The sequence below is a fragment of the Pectobacterium versatile genome (genome assembly GCF_020166435.1).
GTDB lineage: Bacteria > Pseudomonadota > Gammaproteobacteria > Enterobacterales > Enterobacteriaceae > Pectobacterium > Pectobacterium versatile.
The window spans coordinates 35,323-53,784 of record NZ_JAINZP010000014.1; the positions used below are offsets into that span (position 1 = coordinate 35,323).

The 18,462-nt window shown below is 47.6% G+C and carries 20 protein-coding genes; 17 read left to right on the top strand and 3 right to left on the bottom strand.

Going from position 1 to position 18,462, the window contains the following annotated elements; genetic code table 11:
• Window positions 1-76: 76 nt before the first annotated feature.
• The 8 genes from K7X24_RS15405 to K7X24_RS15440 all read left to right on the top strand — a co-directional run bounded on the left by K7X24_RS15405 (window position 77) and on the right by K7X24_RS15440 (window position 9,289).
• Window positions 77-1,762: a methyl-accepting chemotaxis protein gene (locus tag K7X24_RS15405; protein ID WP_224555656.1), complete on the top strand. Its 1,686-nt coding sequence runs from the start codon at window positions 77-79 to the stop codon at window positions 1,760-1,762.
• 632 nt (window positions 1,763-2,394) lie between these two features.
• Window positions 2,395-3,267 carry a protein-glutamate O-methyltransferase CheR gene (cheR, locus tag K7X24_RS15410; RefSeq protein ID WP_039485757.1) on the top strand — a complete coding sequence of 291 codons (873 nt, stop codon included), beginning with the start codon at window positions 2,395-2,397 and terminating at the stop codon, window positions 3,265-3,267.
• Window positions 3,267-4,319, top strand: a complete 1,053-nt coding sequence (locus K7X24_RS15415; protein WP_095699943.1) for a chemotaxis response regulator protein-glutamate methylesterase — start codon at window positions 3,267-3,269, stop codon at window positions 4,317-4,319. The genes cheR and K7X24_RS15415 overlap by 1 nt, the downstream gene beginning before the upstream one ends.
• A gap of 38 nt (window positions 4,320-4,357) precedes the next feature.
• The gene (gene cheY / locus K7X24_RS15420) at window positions 4,358-4,747 is read left to right on the top strand and encodes a chemotaxis response regulator CheY (RefSeq protein ID WP_010301639.1); all 390 of its coding nucleotides are present in this window, start codon (window positions 4,358-4,360) and stop codon (window positions 4,745-4,747) included.
• A 9-nt stretch (window positions 4,748-4,756) separates the two neighbouring features.
• Window positions 4,757-5,401 (top strand): protein phosphatase CheZ, encoded by a 645-nt coding sequence (cheZ, locus tag K7X24_RS15425; protein WP_005970711.1) that lies wholly within the window; start codon window positions 4,757-4,759, stop codon window positions 5,399-5,401.
• Window positions 5,402-5,644: 243 nt separating this feature from the next.
• Complete coding sequence (flhB, locus tag K7X24_RS15430) at window positions 5,645-6,796, top strand: flagellar biosynthesis protein FlhB (RefSeq protein ID WP_224555657.1); 1,152 nt, start codon at window positions 5,645-5,647, stop codon at window positions 6,794-6,796.
• The gene (flhA, locus tag K7X24_RS15435; protein WP_224555658.1) at window positions 6,789-8,873 is read left to right on the top strand and encodes a flagellar biosynthesis protein FlhA; all 2,085 of its coding nucleotides are present in this window, start codon (window positions 6,789-6,791) and stop codon (window positions 8,871-8,873) included. Before flhB ends, flhA begins: the two co-directional genes overlap by 8 nt.
• Window positions 8,874-8,878: 5 nt before the next feature.
• Window positions 8,879-9,289 (top strand): flagellar protein FlhE, encoded by a 411-nt coding sequence (locus K7X24_RS15440; RefSeq protein ID WP_411961348.1) that lies wholly within the window; start codon window positions 8,879-8,881, stop codon window positions 9,287-9,289.
• Window positions 9,290-9,359: 70 nt separating this feature from the next.
• Here K7X24_RS15440 and K7X24_RS15445 read toward each other — a convergent pair whose 3' ends face one another.
• The 3 genes from K7X24_RS15445 to flgA form a co-directional block, all read right to left on the bottom strand.
• A complete protein-coding gene (locus K7X24_RS15445; RefSeq protein ID WP_224555660.1) occupies window positions 9,360-9,797 on the bottom strand; it encodes a flagella synthesis protein FlgN in 438 nt (145 codons plus the stop codon).
• A gap of 5 nt (window positions 9,798-9,802) precedes the next feature.
• Window positions 9,803-10,099 (bottom strand): flagellar biosynthesis anti-sigma factor FlgM, encoded by a 297-nt coding sequence (gene flgM / locus K7X24_RS15450; RefSeq protein ID WP_224555661.1) that lies wholly within the window; start codon window positions 10,097-10,099, stop codon window positions 9,803-9,805.
• Window positions 10,100-10,240: 141 nt separating this feature from the next.
• Entirely contained in the window at window positions 10,241-10,909 is a 669-nt protein-coding gene (flgA, locus tag K7X24_RS15455) for a flagellar basal body P-ring formation chaperone FlgA (protein WP_224555663.1), read from the bottom strand.
• 165 nt (window positions 10,910-11,074) lie between these two features.
• Here flgA and flgB point away from each other — a divergent pair, with 165 nt between their 5' ends.
• From flgB to flgJ, 9 genes are all read left to right on the top strand, one after another.
• Window positions 11,075-11,491: a flagellar basal body rod protein FlgB gene (gene flgB / locus K7X24_RS15460; protein WP_015840802.1), complete on the top strand. Its 417-nt coding sequence runs from the start codon at window positions 11,075-11,077 to the stop codon at window positions 11,489-11,491.
• 28 nt (window positions 11,492-11,519) lie between these two features.
• Entirely contained in the window at window positions 11,520-11,924 is a 405-nt protein-coding gene (gene flgC, locus K7X24_RS15465) for a flagellar basal body rod protein FlgC (protein ID WP_224555665.1), read from the top strand.
• 15 nt (window positions 11,925-11,939) lie between these two features.
• Window positions 11,940-12,608 carry a flagellar hook assembly protein FlgD gene (gene flgD / locus K7X24_RS15470; protein ID WP_224555666.1) on the top strand — a complete coding sequence of 223 codons (669 nt, stop codon included), beginning with the start codon at window positions 11,940-11,942 and terminating at the stop codon, window positions 12,606-12,608.
• A gap of 74 nt (window positions 12,609-12,682) precedes the next feature.
• On the top strand, window positions 12,683-13,885 hold the full coding sequence (gene flgE, locus K7X24_RS15475) for a flagellar hook protein FlgE (protein ID WP_224555668.1): 1,203 nt from the start codon (window positions 12,683-12,685) through the stop codon (window positions 13,883-13,885).
• Window positions 13,886-13,906: 21 nt separating this feature from the next.
• Window positions 13,907-14,662, top strand: a complete 756-nt coding sequence (locus tag K7X24_RS15480; RefSeq protein WP_224555670.1) for a flagellar basal body rod protein FlgF — start codon at window positions 13,907-13,909, stop codon at window positions 14,660-14,662.
• Window positions 14,663-14,689: 27 nt separating this feature from the next.
• Entirely contained in the window at window positions 14,690-15,472 is a 783-nt protein-coding gene (gene flgG / locus K7X24_RS15485) for a flagellar basal-body rod protein FlgG (RefSeq protein ID WP_010301659.1), read from the top strand.
• Between the two features lie 181 nt (window positions 15,473-15,653).
• Window positions 15,654-16,367 carry a flagellar basal body L-ring protein FlgH gene (flgH, locus tag K7X24_RS15490; RefSeq protein ID WP_198999065.1) on the top strand — a complete coding sequence of 238 codons (714 nt, stop codon included), beginning with the start codon at window positions 15,654-15,656 and terminating at the stop codon, window positions 16,365-16,367.
• A gap of 16 nt (window positions 16,368-16,383) precedes the next feature.
• Window positions 16,384-17,487, top strand: coding sequence for a flagellar basal body P-ring protein FlgI (locus tag K7X24_RS15495; protein WP_224555671.1), 1,104 nt, complete (start codon window positions 16,384-16,386; stop codon window positions 17,485-17,487).
• A complete protein-coding gene (flgJ, locus tag K7X24_RS15500) occupies window positions 17,487-18,440 on the top strand; it encodes a flagellar assembly peptidoglycan hydrolase FlgJ (protein ID WP_224555673.1) in 954 nt (317 codons plus the stop codon). The genes K7X24_RS15495 and flgJ overlap by 1 nt, the downstream gene beginning before the upstream one ends.
• The last annotated feature ends 22 nt before the right edge of the window (window positions 18,441-18,462 follow it).

Genomic DNA, 18,462 nt, shown 5'->3' on the forward strand with positions numbered 1-18,462 from the left:
GTCAGTTTAGAAATTCGTAAAGATATCCAGAATAATGCCGATATTATCGGTGGTTGGTCTACTCAAAAGGCGTTATATGTTTAACCGTATAAAAGTTGTTACCGGTTTGATGCTTGTATTGGTGTTGTTCGGGGCACTTCAGCTTATTTCTGGTGGTTTATTCTTTAGTGCATTAAAAAATGATAAGGATATTTTTAGCTCAACACAGGTTATTAATCAGAAGCGTTCCGAGTTGGATTCAGCTTGGTCATATTTGTTACAGACCCGCAATACACTCAACCGAGCTGGTACACGGTTTGCTCTTGATTCAAGCGGCACTGGTGCTGGTGCTGGCGGCAAAGAGCTTCTGGTTTCTGCTCAACAACAACTGTCTGTCGCGAACGATTTTTTCTCTCGCTATGAGAAAGTGCCGCAGGATGCACGCCTGAGTGAAAGTATTACTCGGGACGTAAAAGAGAATTTTGTGGCTCTAAATGCAGCATTAACTGAATTAATTCAGTTTTTAAATGCTGGAGAATTTAAGAAATTTGTTGAGCAACCGACACAGAATTTTCAGAATAACTTTGAAAAAGCGTATTATGCCTATAAAGCTGAAAGCGATAAGCTTTATCAAGCAGGTATAGCTAAAAATGATGCAGCTTACGATTCAGCTCTTTGGATTCTTGGTTTCATTGTTGTGCTTGTTTTTGCGCTAGCTCTGATTTCCTGGATTGGTATTCAGCAACTATTAATGAGACCGCTAAATAGTATTGTTGAACATATTCGTCATATTGCGAAAGGCGATTTAACAAAAACGACCAATTTTCATAGCAGCAATGAGATGGGAATTTTAGCTGACAGCATTCGTCATATGCAAAGTGAGTTTGTTTCAACTGTAAGTGCGGTTCGGCAAGGTGCTGATGCTATTTATACTGGCGCGACAGAAATCAGCGCTGGAAATAATGATCTTTCCTCACGTACTGAACAGCAGGCTGCTTCGTTAGAAGAAACTGCTGCGAGTATGGAACAACTGACTGCAACAGTTAAGCAGAATGCTGAAAATGCTCGTCAGGCCAGTCAGTTAGCACTGAGTGCTTCAGAGACGGCGCAGAAGGGTGGCAAGGTCGTCGATAATGTTGTCAAAACCATGCACAATATTGCTGGAAGTTCGAAAAAAATTGCCGATATTACTAGTGTAATTGATGGTATTGCTTTTCAGACCAACATCCTTGCGCTGAATGCGGCGGTTGAAGCAGCCAGAGCTGGAGAGCAGGGGCGGGGATTTGCGGTTGTTGCGGGAGAAGTCCGCAATTTGGCGCAGCGTAGTGCTCAGGCTGCGAAAGAAATTAAAAGTCTGATTGAAGATTCTGTTAGCCGAGTCGATGAAGGCTCTGTGCTGGTTGAAAGTGCGGGTGAGACGATGGGAGAAATCGTTAGTGCAGTCACTCGTGTAACGGATATCATGGGCGAAATTGCCTCTGCTTCTGATGAACAAAGCAAAGGTATCGATCAGGTTGGCCTGGCTGTCACTGAAATGGACCGAGTTACACAACAAAATGCTTCCTTGGTTGAAGAGTCCGCAACTGCGGCCGTTGCGTTGGAAGAGCAAGTAAGAATACTGAATCAGGCTGTTGCTGTATTCCGTCTGTCTGAAAACGCTGGTTCGTTCAGAAGGACTAACCAAGCGACAATAAGCCAAAAGCCTGTGTTGTTGGCTCCATCGGTGAATGGCAGTAAGAGAGCGAAAGAAGGTTTATCCACGGACAATTGGGAGACATTCTGATAAAAACCGTGGTGTGGACTGTAAGTAAGCTACAGGGTGTAGGAAATTTTTTACTGAATAAATCCCCAGCCACTTACATGCAGGTGGTTGGGTGATTAGTTTACTCACCATAATTAAAAAATGAACAGTGAGCCGTTAATCGGTACTCGCGTGGAGGAACGATAAACCTTAGTAAAAAATCGAACGGGTGTCACAAGGTTGCGTCGTAGTGAGTATGAGTAAATTTATTCTTGTAGGACATGGGTGTTTGCAAGATAGAATAATTATTCATCGTTTGTGAAGTACACACAACGATGTGTAAGCCTTGGTACTTTGCTGTATAGCAACTCATGGTATTGTTCAATCTGTAATTTATGTTATGGATATGATGAGAGAGGTTGGCCGAAGAATAAAGCAGGTAGCGCAGCTGTAATGAGAGGGACAACGCCACCCGACAGCATGTGGCTTTGGTAGAACGAACATGCTGGCCAGTTCAGTTTGCAGAACTTGCAGTGTGTATTACCAATACAGTGTCAGTTTTAATCGTAATGCGATGAGTAATTGACGAATGACAATAAAAACCTGCGTTAGCTGTAAAGGAAAGTTCAGATTGAAAAAAACCATAGCAAAAAACACTATTCGAGCGATTTGATATGAAAAGTACACCGTCGCAAAATCGCCCTGAATCTGCTTCTATCCTGACGCAGATGGTTGACAGGTTGCCGTTGTCGGATACTCATTTCCGTCGAATCAGTCAATTAATATACCAGCGTGCCGGCATTGTTCTTGCCGATCACAAACGTGAAATGGTTTATAACCGTTTGGTTAGACGCCTCCGTTTGCTCGGAATTAATGATTTCGGCCAATATTTAGCATTACTGGAATCAGATCTTAACAGCGCCGAGTGGCAAGCCTTTGTTAATGCATTAACCACTAACCTGACGGCATTTTTCCGCGAAGCCCACCATTTTCCTATATTGGCCGAGCATGTCAGAAAACGTCCAAATGGCTACACCATCTGGAGTACGGCGGCTTCTACAGGGGAAGAACCTTATTCGTTGGCAATGACACTTGCTGAGGTTTTAGGTAATAAGGCGAGTGGGTGCCAGGTATGGGCCAGTGATATTGATACTCAGGTGTTAGAAAAGGCAACGGCTGGCATCTATCGGCAAGAAGAATTGCGCTCTCTTTCTCCACAACAACTACAGCGGTTTTTTTTGCGCGGCACCGGACCACATAGTGGTTTAGTTCGTGTACGTCCTGAGCTTGCATCAATGGTGCATTTCCAACAACTAAATCTGCTTGCACCCGATTGGTCCGTTCCTGCACCATTCGATGCTATTTTTTGTCGTAATATAATGATTTACTTCGATAAAGAAACTCAAGAGCGTATTCTTCGTCGATTCGTCCCTATGCTTAAACCGGGCGGATTGTTATTTGCCGGGCATTCAGAGAATTTCAGCCAGATTAGTCGTGAATTCTATTTGCGTGGGCAAACTGTATATGGGCTGGCTAAGGAAAGATAATGAGCAAGATAAGAGTATTATGCGTTGATGATTCTGCCCTAATGCGCCAGATCATGACTGAAATAATCAATAGCCATCCTGATATGGAAGTTGTTGCAACTGCGCCAGATCCATTAGTTGCTCGTGATTTGATTAAAAAATTCAATCCCCAGGTATTAACGCTGGATGTTGAAATGCCTCGCATGGATGGGTTGGATTTTCTTGAAAAGCTTATGCGCTTGCGCCCGATGCCTGTTGTCATGGTGTCGTCCCTGACGGGAAAAGGCTCAGAGATTACGCTTCGCGCGCTGGAGCTTGGTGCGATTGATTTTGTCACCAAACCGCAGTTAGGTATCCGTGAGGGAATGCTGGCATACAGCGAACTGATTGCGGAAAAAATTCGCATGGCAGCGAAGGCGCGACTTCCGCAACGTAGTGCAGCGGCAGAACCGACAAGAATTATTCAGCATATGCCGTTGCTCAGTAGTGAGAAATTGATCGCGATTGGTGCATCGACAGGGGGAACGGAAGCGATACGGCATGTATTACAGCCCCTGCCGCCGACAAGTCCTGCATTACTGATCACACAGCATATGCCACCGGGCTTTACGAAGTCTTTTGCCGAGCGTTTGAACAAGTTATGCCAGATTACGGTGAAAGAAGCAGAGGACGGGGAACGTGTTCTTCCTGGTCATGCCTACATTGCTCCAGGAGCACGCCATCTTGAACTGGCGCGTAGTGGGGCAAACTATCAAGTACGTTTAAATGATGGGCCCCCCGTCAATCGGCATCGTCCATCAGTTGATGTGTTATTCCGTTCGGTTGCGCAATACGCTGGGCGAAATGCTGTAGGGGTAATCCTTACTGGAATGGGGAATGATGGGGCGGCCGGCATGTTGGAACTCCATCAGGCTGGTGCTTATACTTTGGCCCAAAATGAAGCAAGTTGTGTGGTTTTCGGGATGCCACGTGAAGCGATTGCGATGGGTGGCGTCGATGAAGTGGTGGATTTGCACCAGGTGAGCCAGCGAATGTTGGCACAAATATCTGCCGGACAGGCATTACGTATATAAGCAGCTCTCGGTGAGCAATAAATATTTTAGGAGTAGGTATGGCCGATAAAGAACTCAGATTTCTGGTAGTGGATGATTTTTCGACAATGCGCCGGATTGTCCGTAACCTGCTTAAGGAACTGGGCTTTAATAACGTAGAAGAAGCAGAGGATGGTGCAGATGCACTGAATAAGCTTCGCTCTGGTGCTTTTGATTTCGTCATTTCTGACTGGAATATGCCCAACATGGATGGACTGGAGCTATTGCAGACTATTCGTGCTGACGGTGCGCTTTCCAGCCTTCCCGTGCTGATGGTAACAGCGGAAGCGAAGAAAGAGAACATTATCGCCGCAGCACAAGCGGGTGCTAGCGGCTATGTAGTTAAACCATTTACTGCAGCTACCCTCGAAGAAAAACTGAGTAAGATTTTCGAAAAATTGGGTATGTAAGGGGATCTTATGACGCCACATATGCCGTCCGTGAACGACACAGCTTCAGCAACCGAGATCATTTCGCGCATTGGCCAGTTGACTCGTATGCTGCGCGATAGTCTGAAAGAGCTGGGTCTGGATAATGCGATAGCAGAAGCAGCAGAGGCTATTCCTGATGCCCGCGATCGTCTTGACTATGTTGTCCAGATGACTGCGCAAGCGGCAGAGCGTGCTCTGAACTGCGTCGAGGCTGCGCAACCACGTCAGAACCAGCTAGAAGCTGATGCTAAATCTCTGAAAGTTCGTTGGGATGAATGGTTTGAAAATCCAATCGAGCTGGCTGATGCGCGCGAATTGGTGACGGATACGCGTAGCTATCTTGAAGATGTCCCACAGCATACCTCGTTTACCAACGCCCAATTGTTGGAAATTATGATGGCGCAAGACTTCCAAGACCTTACTGGTCAGGTAATCAAGCGTATGATGGATGTTGTTCAGGAGATTGAAAAACAACTACTGATGGTGTTGCTGGAAAACATTCCAGAAAAACCAGATGCGCCTAAGCGTGCAAATGATGGTCTCCTGAATGGACCTCAGTTGGATAAAGGTGCTGCTGGTATCGTAGCCAATCAGGATCAGGTTGATGATCTTCTGGATAGCCTCGGGTTCTAATAAGTCTTGCTTCAAGAAAAGGAGTTATCTTCTTTTGTGAAAAGGCTGCAAGTCCCATTGCCCCAGTTATTTATGGCCAGTATTTATGGCCATAAATAGCTAAACTCGAGTTTCCTCTCTTTCTTTTTTACTATTCGTTAAAAAAGCGTCGGTTTTTCTCGTTGTTCCAGCCATAAATTTTTCTCGTATTTGTCATGCTAGGCAGCAAATTCCTATCCCGAAAGTCGTAACAGGAACGCCAACGTGGCTGAAGATAGCGATCTGGAAAAAACAGAAGCCCCCACTCCCCAAAAGGAGGGAAAGGCACGCGAAGAAGGCCAGATCCCACGATCTCGAGAATTGACCTCTGTTCTGATGATGATTGCAGGGTTGGCTATTTTGTGGATAGGAGGGGATGTTATGGCTGGCCGATTGGCCAGAATTGTCGCACAGTCACTAAATTTTGATTATGCGACGATTGGCGATGATACCCAGATGCTACGTCATGCAGGCTCATTACTGCGTCAGGCGGTGTCCGCGTTGATACCGATTATTATAGGGTCTGTGTTGGTGGCACTGTCTGCGCCGATGCTGCTGGGTGGTATATTATTTAGTACCAAATCATTAAAAGTTGACTTCAAAAAATTAGATCCTATTGCTGGACTGAAACGGTTATTTTCTTCCCAAGCGCTAGCTGAGCTTTTCAAGGCGATATTAAAATCAGTCATGGTTGGGATTATCAGTACTTTGTTCTTGATCCATAATTGGCCGAAAATATTGCATTTAATCTCTGAACCGCCGATTGCAGCGCTAGGTGATGCATTAGAATTGGCGGTGATGTGTGGTTTCCTTATCATTATGGGTCTTATCCCCATGGTTGCGTTTGATGTGTTCTGGCAAGTCTGGAGCCACATCAAAAAATTACGAATGACTAAGCAGGAAATTCGTGATGAGCACAAGCAGAATGAAGGTGATCCCCATGTCAAAGGGCGAATCCGTCAGCAGCAAAGAGCAATGGCCCAACGTAGAATGATGGCTGATGTTCCTAAGGCTGATGTGATAGTCACTAACCCTACGCACTATGCGGTGGCATTACGCTATGATGATAAAAAAATGAATGCACCGAAGGTGTTGGCTAAAGGGGCGGGGGACATCGCTTTGCGTATTCGTGAACTGGGGATAGAACACCGTGTTCCTATTTTAGAAGCGCCACCGTTAGCACGAGCGCTATTTCGTCATTCAGAGGTCGGAGAGCACATTCCGGCTGCGCTGTATGCTGCCGTTGCAGAAGTCTTAGCTTGGGTTTATCAACTGAAACGCTGGAAGCGGGAAGGTGGATTAATTCCTAGAAAACCGAAACATCTACCAGTGCCAGATGCACTGGATTTTGCTAAAGAGAATACTACTGATGGCTAATTTGGCCGCTTTGCTTCGTTTGCCGAGTAATATGAAAGGTACCCAATGGCAAATTTTAGCCGGACCTATACTGATCCTGCTGATACTTTCCATGATGGTATTGCCGCTGCCGCCATTCATTCTGGATCTGCTATTTACCTTTAACATTGCACTCTCAATCATGGTATTGCTGGTTGCTATGTTTACGCAACGGACGCTGGAGTTCGCTGCATTCCCTACGATTTTGCTGTTTTCTACGCTACTGCGCTTGTCACTCAACGTCGCATCTACCCGTATTATTTTGTTGGAGGGGCACACAGGGACTGCTGCTGCAGGGAAGGTCGTCGAAGCATTCGGGCACTTTCTGGTAGGTGGAAATTTCGCCATTGGTATTGTGGTCTTTATCATTCTTGTTTTAATCAACTTCATGGTTATCACCAAAGGTGCCGGACGTATTGCTGAGGTTGGCGCCCGCTTTGTATTAGATGGTATGCCAGGTAAACAGATGGCGATCGATGCCGATCTTAATGCTGGCATAATTGGTGAGGAAGAGGCGAAAAAGCGCCGTGCTGAGGTAACTCAGGAGTCAGATTTTTATGGCTCAATGGATGGTGCCAGTAAGTTCGTGCGTGGCGATGCTGTCGCTGGGCTGATTATCATGGTTATCAACATTGTTGGTGGATTGATTGTTGGTGTCGTGCAGCATGGAATGCCAGTAGGACAGGCGGCTGAAAGCTATACGCTACTTACTATCGGTGATGGTTTGGTTGCCCAGATTCCTGCTTTGATTATTTCTACTGCTGCGGGTGTCATTGTTACTCGTGTGAGTACCGATCAGGATGTCGGCCAGCAGATGGTCACCCAGCTATTTAATAACCCGCGAGTTATGGTGCTGAGTGCGGCGGTGATTGGGCTTATTGGACTGGTTCCTGGAATGCCTAATTTTGTCTTTCTGTTATTCACCGCATCTTTGTTGGGGCTTGCCTGGTGGATGCGTGGGGAACAAACAAAAGAGCCCGCGATACAACCTATGCCGGCCTCAATGGAGAAGCACCAGATTGTTGAAGCAAGTTGGTCTGATGTACAGCTTGAAGATCCGTTGGGTATGGAAGTGGGCTATCGATTGATCCCAATGGTTGACACGCAGCAAGATGGCGAACTGCTAGGCAGAATTCGTAGTATCAGGAAGAAGTTTGCTCAAGAAATGGGGTACTTACCGCCAGTGGTTCATATCCGGGATAATCTGGAACTTCAGCCTGCCAGTTATCGCATATTGATGAAAGGTGTCGAGGTGGGTAGCGGTGAAGCCCATCCTGGTCGCTGGATGGCGATCAATCCGGGTAATGCGGTTGGTTCTTTGTCTGGAGACATCACGCAAGATCCTGCGTTTGGGCTGCCGGCAGTCTGGATTGATAATGCTCTGAAAGATCAAGCTCAGGCTCAGGGATTTACGGTTGTAGAAGCAAGCACAGTGGTTGCAACACACTTGAACCACTTAATTGCATTACATGCCAGTGAACTGTTTGGACGACAAGAAGCTCAGCAATTGATGGACCGTGTTGCCCAGGAAATGCCAAAACTGACAGAAGATTTCATTCCTGGTGTAGTAACACTGACTACCTTGCACAAGGTCTTGCAAAATCTGCTCAGTGAGAGGGTTTCAATTAGGGATATGCGTACCATCATGGAGACATTGGCCGAACATGCGCCGGTGCAGCCAGACCCTTATGAGCTTACCACAGTGGTTCGGGTTGCTCTGGGGCGGGCTATCACTCAGCAGTGGTTCCCAGGGGACAGCGAACTTCAGGTTATCGGACTAGAAGGGTCCTTGGAACGCCTTCTGCTACAGGCTCTTCAAGGAGGAGGTGGTCTCGAACCGGGGCTTGCCGATCGTCTGCTTGAACAGGCGAAACAAGCGCTACAGCGGCAGGAAATGTTGGGTGCTCCGCCTGTTCTGCTTGTGAACCATGCTTTACGCGCTTTGCTCGCCCGATTCTTGCATCGTAGTCTGCCAAACATGGCTGTACTTTCTAATTTGGAAATTAGCGATCATCGCCAGATCCGTATGACATCGGTTATAGGGGAAGCTCAGAAGTGAGGAAGGTGATACGTTCTCTGGTAGTAACAGCGTTGGCACTTCCGTGTTGCGCCATAGCGACACCAGGTAGTTGGAACGGAAGTCTGCCAGGAATAAAACTTGATCATCGTGGCGAAATGGTTACGACGTCAGCTTTTGCTCCTAACATCGCTGTTAATCCAGATGAAACGATTACGATAATCTATTGGCGGCATGTTATTGATTCGGCGATACCTATGGGGCTTGTTGTGAAGCTGTGTTCACAATCGCCTCAGCGCTGTGTTGATTTAGACGGAAGTGGTGACGGGCAAACTCGAGCATTTGACGGATTAGCGGCGAATAATGAGTTTCGTTTTGTATACTATATTGAAGGGAATGGGCGTATTAATCATACGTTCAGCGTGCGTACGATCGATATTGCGGTAAACTACAAGTAGTTTTTAAACGGCTATTTAAAATAATTCGTTTTTTGAATGATGAAAAGTCTCTGCTAGGATGCAGAGACTTCTAGAACGTAATTTTTCTACCGCCAACGGTCACACCTTTCGACTGGCCATCAGGACCATACAGCCCCTGACCATGACGAGGCTTCAATATATTGATGGCTTCGTTCGTATACGCAATATGCCGGCTAAGCAGAAGACCATTATGCTTATTCTGATCATTCAAACGTCTGGTTAACTCTTGCACTTGCTGCCAGTAAGCAGACAGTTGCTCGATACCGTCATAGGGCGCCTGCAACTTAAGAGTGTATTCAGCTTCATGACGTCGAGTTTCTAAATGCTTCATCGTCGCCAGTAAAGACGTTTTATTATCCGTCACCTGTTGCAGGGCAACGCTATTAATGTGACCAGCGCAAAGCAGCGTTTGCTCTTCAGACATAACAGCATCGAGCTCGTGCAAATTACTCAGCAGTTGATTCAGAATCGATTGCAGATTTTCCATAAATATTAATTACCAGCTAAAAAATCCTGCGTTTCTTTAAGTAACGCATCCGCGATTTTTCCAGCATCAATTTTAAGTGAGCCATCACGAATCGCCTGCTTCAAGGTTTCTACGCGGTTCATGTCTATGTCTTGCGTACCCGGTTGCATCAATTTTGCTTGCGCATCGCTCAGTTTTACCTGTGTTGCGCTGACCTCAGACTGAACTTCAGTCTGTGTGCGTTTGCTTTTAGCGACATCGCCAGATTCACGTTGCTGAACTTGACTGACCGGCTTCAGTGACTGTGTGCGATCAATACTCATAATACATCCCTCTCATTTGAGGATAAATAGTTAATCATCAATGCGTTACATAATGTTCATCACATTGGTGTTCAATTTTAAAACGTCGTCAGTAATGACTCTGTAGCTATCATCGGCAAACATGAGCAAATCTTTAATTAATTACTGTGAGATCAGAATAATCCCATCTTCGCTTGTGATTCCGCTGATTATTTGTCCATTTGCCGTTCTGACTCTGACTGCTTGTCCGGCTGCTGCGTTGTTCATGGCTTTTCCTTCGCCATTAATCGTGAAGCCTTCCCCTTGTGCGATAATTTGCACCGACTGACCCGCCTTTACGACCCAGGCTCGTCTGATCATGGACGCGGTAATAACCTGTCCGGGGGTTAGATCGCGCAAAAGGACTGCACCTTGTGCACCTTGTAACGTCAGTATAGGGCGCAGCGGTAATAAATCGAGTCTGCCTTTTGTCAAACGAATATCTTTTTCCGTCAGCGTTGTCCCGCGATTGATAGGCCGCGAACTGATGACATAATTCCCTGTTACCTGAACTTCGGTTTGAATGAAGCGACGCTGTTGCCCGCAACGTACGGACAGACTCACATTACCCCACATTTTCGTATTTCCAGGCAGCGTGATTTGCGGCGCTTCGCACTGTGGCCATTGCGATTCTGGCGATTTTACCACAACGTTTACGGTATTCGTGCTTCCCTGAAAGCGTGAGACAAAAAATTGATTGATTTGTGCGGGAAGGTCGTTCGCATTGACAGGGGCACAAAAGGTGAAAAAACAGGACGTCGCCAGATAGAGATAATAATGTATTGTTTTCATTCCTGTTCGGCTCTCCTGATCCTGATTATATCGGGCATTAAGTGTAACGATGTCAGCGTGAGGTTAAGGCAATAAATAGCGCTGCATTTGGTGTCTATTCGTTCGATGGCATAGCCACCATGAGAATTATCCTACTCACTCCAAATTCTAACTTGCGGAGGGAGCATGCTTGATAAATTAGACGCCTCGTTGCGGTTTCAGCAGGAAGCGCTGAACTTGCGTGCCCAGCGGCAGGAAATCCTGGCCGCGAATATTGCCAATGCGGATACGCCAGGCTATCAGGCCAGGGATATCGATTTTGCCAGCCAGCTCAGTAAAACCATGGAGCAAGGGCGAGTGAACGGTACAGGTATCGCGCTGAAAACAACATCTGTACGGCATATACCGGCACAGAATTTTCAGCCGCCAGAGCTTGACTTGTTATACCGCGTACCCGATCAACCTGCATTGGATGGCAATACGGTCGATATGGACCGTGAACGCACTAATTTTGCCGATAATAGCCTGAAATATCAAACCAGCCTGACCGTTCTGGGCGGACAGATTAAAGGTATGATGTCGGTCTTGCAGTCAGGTTCGTGATCGTAGCGTGATGAGAAGGTAAAGATTCATGTCGTTATTAAATATATTCGAAATTTCAGGTTCAGCGCTTGCTGCGCAATCTCAGCGTCTGAATGTGAGCGCCAGTAACCTGGCTAACGCAGACAGCGTGACGGGCCCTGATGGCGAACCTTATCGCGCCAAACAGGTTGTATTCGAAGTGAATGCGGCACCTGGGCAGTCGACTGGCGGTGTGCGCGTTGCCAGCGTTATCGAAGATCCATCGCCTGCTCGTTTGGTTTATGAGCCAGGCAATCCGCTGGCTGATGGGCAAGGGTACGTTCGCATGCCTAATGTTGATCCAGTAGCAGAAATGGTGAATACCATTTCTGCCTCACGCAGCTATCAGGCAAACGTCGAAGTCTTGAATACGACAAAATCGATGATGCTAAAGACGTTAACGATCGGGCAATAACCGGGAGACGAATAAATGTCTGTAACAATTAATGATACTTCATCTGCGGCCAAAACACAGAGTTCGTCGACGACGGTAGAGAAAAATAGTAGCGCCGACCTACAGAACCAGTTTCTGACACTTCTGGTTGCGCAGTTGAAGAATCAGGATCCGACGAATCCGATGAGTAATGATCAGTTGGTAAGCCAGCTTGCTCAGCTTAATACGGTTAGCGGTATTGAGAAGTTGAATACCACATTGGGTTCTATCTCCGGTCAGATCAATAACAACCAGTCTTTGCAAGCCACAACGCTGATTGGTCACAGTGTCATGATCCCTGGAAAAGACATTCTGGTTGGTAAAGAAACCAGTACACCTTTTGGTGTGGAATTGGAAAAAGCAGCGGAAGTTGTCACTGTCACGATTAGTGATGCGACAGGTAAAGCAGTTCGTACGATTGAACTGGGGACGCTTTCTTCTGGTGTTCACTCTTTCAACTGGGATAGCAAACTTTCGGATGGCACGGTTGCGCCTGATGGGGCTTATACCTTTACTGTTGCTGCCAGCACGGGTGGCGCGCAGCAGGTTGTTCAGCCATTGCATTATGCCGTTGTGAATGCCGTTACCCGCAGTGATAGTGGCGCGTTACTGGATTTAGGGTTGCGCGGCAAAGCCACCTTGGACGATGTCCGGCAGATTCTGTAACGGTGTAAATTTCATGTTATTCCAGTGAAATTCACTATCTGGAATATGACTTAATCAATTCTCTGGAGAGCGACATGGGTTTTTCTCAGGCGGTCAGTGGTTTAAACGCGGCATCTAATAACCTGGATGTTATCGGTAATAACATCGCTAACTCAGCGACAGTGGGTTTTAAATCCGGGACCGTCACATTCGCTGATATGTTTGCGGGTTCTAAAGTTGGTATGGGTGTGAAGGTTGCTTCGGTATTGCAGGATTTTGGTAACGGTACTGTGACTTCGTCCTCACGAGACCTGGATATTGCAATTAGCGGCGGTGGTTTTTACCGTCTGCAAGACACCAATGGTTCGACTTATTACAGCCGCAACGGCCAGTTTATGCTTAACGGACGTAATATCGTCAACGCACAAGGTATGCAACTGACGGGTTACCCAGTCGCTGGTACGCCGCCAACGGTTCAAACAGGTGCCGATCCAGTACCGCTGACTGTTCCTGACGGAGACATGCTGTCTAGAGCAACCACTGCTGCGACCCTGAAAGCGAATCTGAAATCTTCTGATGCTGTCCCAACAAGCTCTTGGACCACAACGCCTGGTGCAGAAGGCACCTATAACAGCAAGACTGCGCTGACGACCTATGATAGCCAGGGTAACGTGCATAATTTTACCCTGTATTTTGTTAAAACGGCCGACAACACATGGCAGACGTATGCCAAAGATGACTCAAGGAGTCCTGCCTTATATCAACCCGCTGGGTCGCTGAATTTTGCTGCGAATGGCGCTTTAACGGGGCATACGCCTTTTAATATCCAGATTGTTGGCACAAATGGGGCTGCAACGAACAATTTTGCTCTCGATTTGACTGGCAGCGTGCAGCAAAATACCGAATATAGCTATAAGAGCCCAACTCAGAACGGTTTCGCTCCAGGCTCGCTGACCGGTTTTGCTATCAATGACGATGGCACGATCGAAGGCAGCTACAGTAACGGTCAGAAACAAGCGCTGGGGCAGATCCTGTTGGCTAGCTTTGCTAACCCAGAAGGCTTATCGCCTGAAGGGGATAACGCCTGGTCTGAAACGGCGAGTTCTGGTCAGGCAGTAGTTGGGCTGGCAGGTACTGGAAGTCTGGGTAAACTGATCGGCAAATCTACCGAAAGTTCAAACGTTGACCTGAGTAAAGAACTGGTCAACATGATTGTTGCGCAGCGTAATTACCAGTCAAATGCGCAAACTATCAAAACGCAGGATTCCATTCTGCAAACGCTGGTTAGCCTGCGTTAATTATCCTAACGGGGACATTGCATGGATCACGCGATTTATACGGCAATGGGTGGCGCGAGCCAGTCATTGGAAAAGCAGGCAATTACTGCGAACAACTTGGCTAACGCCTCAACGCCGGGTTTCCGGGCACAGCTTTCTGCACTGCGTGCTGTACCGATAAATGGGTTGACACTGCCCACCCGAACGCTGGTTGTCGCTTCAACGCCTGGCGCTGATATGACTGAAGGCGTGATGAATTATACTGGCCGTGCAATGGATGTCGCTTTACCGAAAGAGAGTTGGCTGGCAGTGCAAACGGCTAACGGCGGTGAGGCGTACACCCGCAATGGTAATATGGAGATCAACGCTGATGGGCAGTTGACTATCCAGGGGCGTGTAGTTATGGGGGATGGCGGACCGATTGACATTCCTCCGCAGGCCCAGATCAGCATTTCTCCTGATGGAACGATTTCTGCTCTTAATGCTGGGGATCCGCCAAATACGATCGCCCAGTTGGGGCGTTTGAAGCTCGTCAAGGCTACCGGACAAGAAGTTGAGCGGTCTGATGACGGATTGTTTCGCTTGACGCAGCAGGCTCAGCAACAACGTGGTAATGTTCTGCAAAACGATCCTACCGTGCGTATTATGCCGGGTGTGATCGAGGGCAGTAACGTGAACACGGTCGATACGATGGTCGATATGATTGCCAATGCTCGTCGCTTTGAAATGCAGATGAAAATCATTAGCAGCGTCGACGATAATGCACAACGCGCTAATCAGATATTAGCAATGGGTTAAGCGCCGAGTGCGCACAGGAGTGAATAAATGATCCGTTCTTTGTGGATTGCAAAAACCGGTTTGAATGCTCAGCAAACCAATATGGACGTTATTTCCAATAACTTGGCAAACGTCAGCACCAATGGTTTCAAGCGTCAGCGTGCGGTATTTGAAGACTTGATGTATCAAACAGTTCGTCAGCCTGGTGCTCAATCTTCAGAGCAAACCATGTTACCGTCCGGTTTGCAGTTAGGTACCGGTGTTCGTCCAGTATCAACAGAGCGTATTCATACTCAAGGGACGTTTTCCGAGACTGGTAATTCGAAAGATGTCGCGATTAAAGGCCAAGGGTTCTTTCAGGTGCAGTTGCCTGATGGTACAACAGCTTACACGCGTGACGGCGCATTCCAGCTTGACGGTAACGGCCAGTTAGTAACATCCAGTGGTTATCAGGTGCAGCCAGCCATTACCGTCCCAGCGAATGCGACGGAACTGAATATCGGCCGTGACGGTATTGTCAGCGTTAAAGTACAGGGGCAGGCGGCAACAAACCAGATTGGCCAGTTGACACTGACGACCTTTATTAATGATAGCGGCCTTGAGAGTATGGGCGAAAACCTGTATCTGGAAACCGCGAGCTCTGGCGCGCCGAATGAAACGAATCCAGGTTTGAATGGTGCGGGTCTGCTATATCAGAAATATGTCGAAACCTCCAACGTCAACGTGGCTGAAGAATTGGTATCGATGATTCAGACTCAGCGTGCCTATGAAATCAACAGCAAAGCAATTTCTTCTTCTGACCAAATGTTGCAGAAATTGACCCAGCTGTAATGGGTAACCTGCTAATTTCAGGAACGAGAGCCGGTGCTCTGGTGGCTTGATGTTGGCAATATAGACAGTGTTTAACGGGGTAATGATGGCCATAGGCACCAGATGAGTGGCGCAAATATGGTTTTGATTTACCCCGTGAATATGTGAAATAGATTAATTTAAGGCGATATCCGCAGTGATAATGAATGCAAAGTCGGTTATCAAACCACTCCGCCGACCCCGTCTGTTGGCATTGATCGCGATGTTAGCACTTAACGGTTGCGCCTATATTCCGCATGATAAAGTTGTCACTGGGCCTACCACTGCCCAGCCGGGATCGCCAGTATTAGCGGGCCCTAATGGTTCTATTTTCCAAACTGTGCAGCCGATGAATTATGGCTATCAGCCTATGTTTGAAGATCGTCGCCCACGAAATATTGGCGACACATTGACGATCGTGTTGCAGGAAAACGTGAGCGCGAGTAAAAGCTCGTCCGCCAATGCAAGCCGAGATGGTTCGTCAACGTTTGGTTTGACGACGACGCCGCGCTATCTGGAAGGGCCTCTCGGTAATAATCGGGCAGCGCTGAATGCGACAGGAACAAACGAATTTACTGGTCAGGGTGGCGCGAACGCGAACAACACGTTTAGTGGCACGATTACGGTCACCGTGGGTCAAGTCCTCGCTAATGGCAACTTGCAGGTCGTTGGCGAAAAACAAATTGCAATTAATCAGGGAACAGAGTTTATCCGTTTCTCTGGGGTAGTAAATCCGAGAACCATTAGTGGTAACAACTCGGTGCCATCAACCCAGGTCGCAGATGCGCGGATTGAATATGTCGGTAACGGCTATATTAACGAGGCGCAAAACATGGGCTGGTTACAGCGGTTCTTCCTCAATGTTTCTCCGTTCTAAGCTTAAGAGGCCTGCCATGCGGATTGCATCATTTTTCACTGTACTGCTGACGTTATTGACGCTGAATGTTGCGTCGGCAGAGAGAATTCGCGATCTGGTTAATATCCAGGGTGTACGTGATAATGCGTTGATTGGTTATGGCTTGGTTGTTGGCCTAGATGGTTCTGGTGACCAAACTATGCAGACGCCGTTTACCACGCAAAGCTTAACCAACATGCTTTCCCAATTAGGGATAACTGTTCCTGCCGGAACCAACATGCAATTGAAAAACGTTGCTGCGGTAATGGTTACGGCCAATCTTCCTCCTTTTGGCCGAGCAGGACAAAATATTGACGTCGTCGTGTCTTCGCTCGGTAACGCGAAGAGCTTGCGAGGGGGGACGTTGTTAATGACCCCATTGAAAGGGGTAGATAATCAGGTATACGCTTTGGCTCAAGGGAACGTCTTGGTTGGCGGTGCCGGTGCTTCCGCTGGCGGGAGCAGTGTTCAGGTTAACCAGCTTGCCGGTGGACGAATCAGTAACGGTGCGGTTATTGAGCGAGAATTGCCTAGTACGTTCGGCGCATCAAATACGATTACGCTGCAACTGAAAAATGACGATTTTTCAATGGCGCAGAAAGTGAGCGATGCAATCAATCGTTCTGGATATGGCGGTACTGCTACTCCGCTGGACTCTCGCACCATTCAGGTACTTGCTCCGCATGGTAATAGTTCCCAGGTCCGCTTTTTGGCTGATGTCCAGAACATTGAAGTCAATGTTGGTATTCAGGACGCCAAAGTTGTGATCAATTCTCGCACGGGTTCTGTTGTGATGAATCGTGATGTAACACTAGATAGTTGCGCTATCGCTCAGGGTAACCTTTCCGTGACGATTAACCAGCAGGCTAACGTCAGCCAGCCTAATACACCATTTGGCGGTGGCCAGACGGTGGTGACTCCGCAAACAGAGATTTCGGTTCAGCAAGCGGGTGGCGCTTTACAACGAGTTAACTCTAGCGCCAATCTCAATAACGTCGTACGTGCTCTGAATTCCTTGGGGGCAACGCCAATGGAGCTGATGTCTATTCTACAGGCGATGCAAAGTGCTGGCTGCTTGCGTGCCAAACTGGAAATTATCTGATGAGTGATATGCAGACGCTGAATAACGCAGCCTATGATGCGCAGTCCCTGAATACGTTGAAGCGTGAAGTTTCAGGCAATCCTCAAAGCAAAGAGGGCATCAGGGCGGTTGCGCAACAAATGGAAGGCGTGTTTGTACAATTGATGATGAAAAGTATGCGTTCTGCGATTCCGCAGGATGGGCTTTTCAACAGCGATCAGACGCGTCTGTATACCTCAATGTATGACCAGCAAATTGCTCAAGAGATCTCGACTAAGGGCAAGGGACTTGGGCTCGCGGATGTTATGGTTGAGCAATTGACCCGACAATCGCCAGATGCTACGGCGGCCAAAGCCGCTGTTCCATTAACCTTCGATGGTGATGTGCTTAAAAGCATGCCAACCGCGGCCGTGGAACAGATGGTACGTAAAGCGCTGCCCAAATTGCCCACTACGGGTTCAGCGTTGCCACTATCCAATAGTAATTTTGTGTCTCAGATTTCCTTACCTGCTCAGATTGCCAGCCAACATAGCGGTATACCTCACCACCTTATCATCGCCCAGGCTGCGCTTGAATCTGGCTGGGGGCAGCGTGAAATCCCTACCGAAGACGGGCGCCCAAGTCATAATCTGTTCGGTATCAAAGCAGGCAGTAGCTGGAATGGGCCGACAACAGAAATAACGACGACAGAGTATGAGCAGGGCGTGGCCAAAAAAGTAAAAGCCAGCTTCCGAGTGTACGATTCCTATATTGAGGCTATTGGCGACTATGTGAAATTGTTGACCAATAACCCACGCTATTCTGCTGTGATGAGCGCCGGAACGGCTGAGCAAGCAGCTCATGCGTTGCAAAAGGCGGGTTATGCGACCGACCCACAATATGCCCAGAAGCTGGTTAGCATGATCCAGCAAATGAAGAGTTCTGGCGAGAAAGTGGCTAAAGCTTACACTCACGATTTGAGTCGGCTATTTTAATTTTTTTATTCAAGATTTGCGC